Origin of the sequence: Parvimonas sp. M20 (assembly GCF_035282425.1) — a bacterium.
GTDB lineage: Bacteria > Bacillota > Clostridia > Tissierellales > Peptoniphilaceae > Parvimonas.
In genome coordinates this window covers 1-1,837 of sequence record NZ_JAYKBQ010000033.1, presented here as the reverse complement: position 1 = coordinate 1,837, position 1,837 = coordinate 1, and the positions used below count along the sequence as shown (strand labels likewise).

At 52.2% G+C, this 1,837-nt stretch carries 2 protein-coding genes; both read right to left on the bottom strand.

Annotated features, from left to right (window positions below; all coding sequences use genetic code 11):
- Positions 1–833, bottom strand: an 833-nt coding sequence (locus VJI93_RS08150; RefSeq protein ID WP_324009228.1) for an AAA family ATPase, incomplete at its 3' end; no start/stop codon positions are given.
- A gap of 43 nt (positions 834–876) precedes the next feature.
- Positions 877–1,837, bottom strand: a 961-nt coding sequence (locus tag VJI93_RS08145; RefSeq protein ID WP_324009227.1) for a PD-(D/E)XK nuclease family protein, incomplete at its 5' end; no start/stop codon positions are given.

The following is a 1,837-nucleotide window of genomic DNA, read 5'->3' as shown; positions in this document are numbered from 1 at the left end:
CGGCATTTAGCGTCAGCCTTCGGTGCAGTCTGCGGCTGCACGAACAGACGTCGACGTGCGACGCCCGTTTTCGGATCGACATCCTGGGAGTTGGGTACCAACCATCCCACAATGTCAAAAAAGCCCTGGATAATACCAGTCAGCTGGCCCGTAAGCTTGGGGCCATAGTGGAAAGCCTTGCGTTCATCCTGAGAGTACGCCTGTGCGCACGTCATCAGACAATGAATCGGAAGATCGCGAAACTGTCGAACAATCCGCTGCATGATATGCATGTTCTTGCGGAATTGCGGGAAGCCTGCAACCTCCATGTCGTCACCAGCATCCAGGCCGAGAGCATCGAGATTGAGGATCTTGGAAAGGTTGTATGCTTCGATTTCCGACAGCGAATCAACAATGACCGTGTGGAAACGGAAAATGCCGTCTTCGCCATCAGGATGAATCAAACCGATCATATCCTGGAGCTCTTTGAGCTTTTTGTCATCGCCACGATCGCGTGCATCACAGTGGAACTTAACCCACTCATACACCTTCTGGAATTGTTCGATGCGATCGATCTTAATCATGGCGATGCCGTCGATGTGGTCGATGCGATCGTTGTCCTCGAACACGATGGAACCACCCTCTGCCGTCACAAGCAGAATGTCATTCATCGATTCGACGTCTGCTGCAGAACCCAGAAGAGTGGTCTTACCTGCACCATGAGGCCCATAGATAAGCATATTCAGATACTTACCACGGGACTCAGTGGCTTTTGACATTGCCACGGCAGAAAATGCACCAGGTGAAGATGATGCAGGTGTCCGCACATTACCAGACGAAGGGCCTGTTGCCATTTCTACTTTCCTACCATCAATGAAGGGTTGTACTATGGGACCCTTAATTCATGTCCCATGTAAACGAATCCGAATCCATGAAGTTCATGGGAATCGGTGCCTTACCTGCTTCTACAGCCTGCTGCTCAGGCTTTGGTAGCTGCTGCAGACGTGCTTGCATATCTTCAAGGTCTGGCAGCCCTCGACGCTCTCTGCGAATCTGCGCCAGAACCTCTGGACGAGGAACGCGCTTATGCCAAAGGCTATCGGGCGCTTGATCTCGTTCGGTGAAGTTCAGGTTCAGCGTTTCTTCCCAGTCGCCACCATCGTCATAGCTAACGCAGGCACCAAGGAAGCTACACATCCGAGAACAATCACGTGTAGGATTCGGGTACAAAGGCAAATCAGGATTGAGCATGTCTTCGAGTTCCAGAAGGATCTTCATGGCCTCTGCGGCGCACATATGCTCATTACGCTCGATGTACGTGCGCTGCACATACCGATCGTTGTCCTGATCTTCCTTGAGCATCAGAGTCGTGAGGTAGCGCCGATTCTCCTCTGGGGCTTTTTCCTGCGCTCCGTACATTCTGACAAGGGCAGCTTCATAGAGAGCCGCAGATGTGTTCTGGTTAGCTGCTGTACTGATTTTACCCGATGCCAGGATCTTGGGTGCCGATGGGACATCTTTGACGAACTGATGGTAGACCACTCCAGCGACAGGGCGATTATAAATGTGCTGCATTGCCCAGACGTACGTCGTGACCTGAGGATCCGTTTGATAGTGGAGATGTTCAGCCCGCTTGGCGGTCTTATATTCAACGATCCACAGACGACCGTAAGAGTCGATAGCGACTCGATCAACTGGTCCTCGGTATAGTACGCAATCCGCACCGTGCGCGGCTGCATAGCGAGCGAGTAGAGGGTGTTCGTCCAGAGGGATAGGGATCTCGAAGTTGACTTCCGTTTGGGGTACACGAACTCCATTGATCTCTTCCCAATAGGTTTCATCCGCACGACGGGTAGCC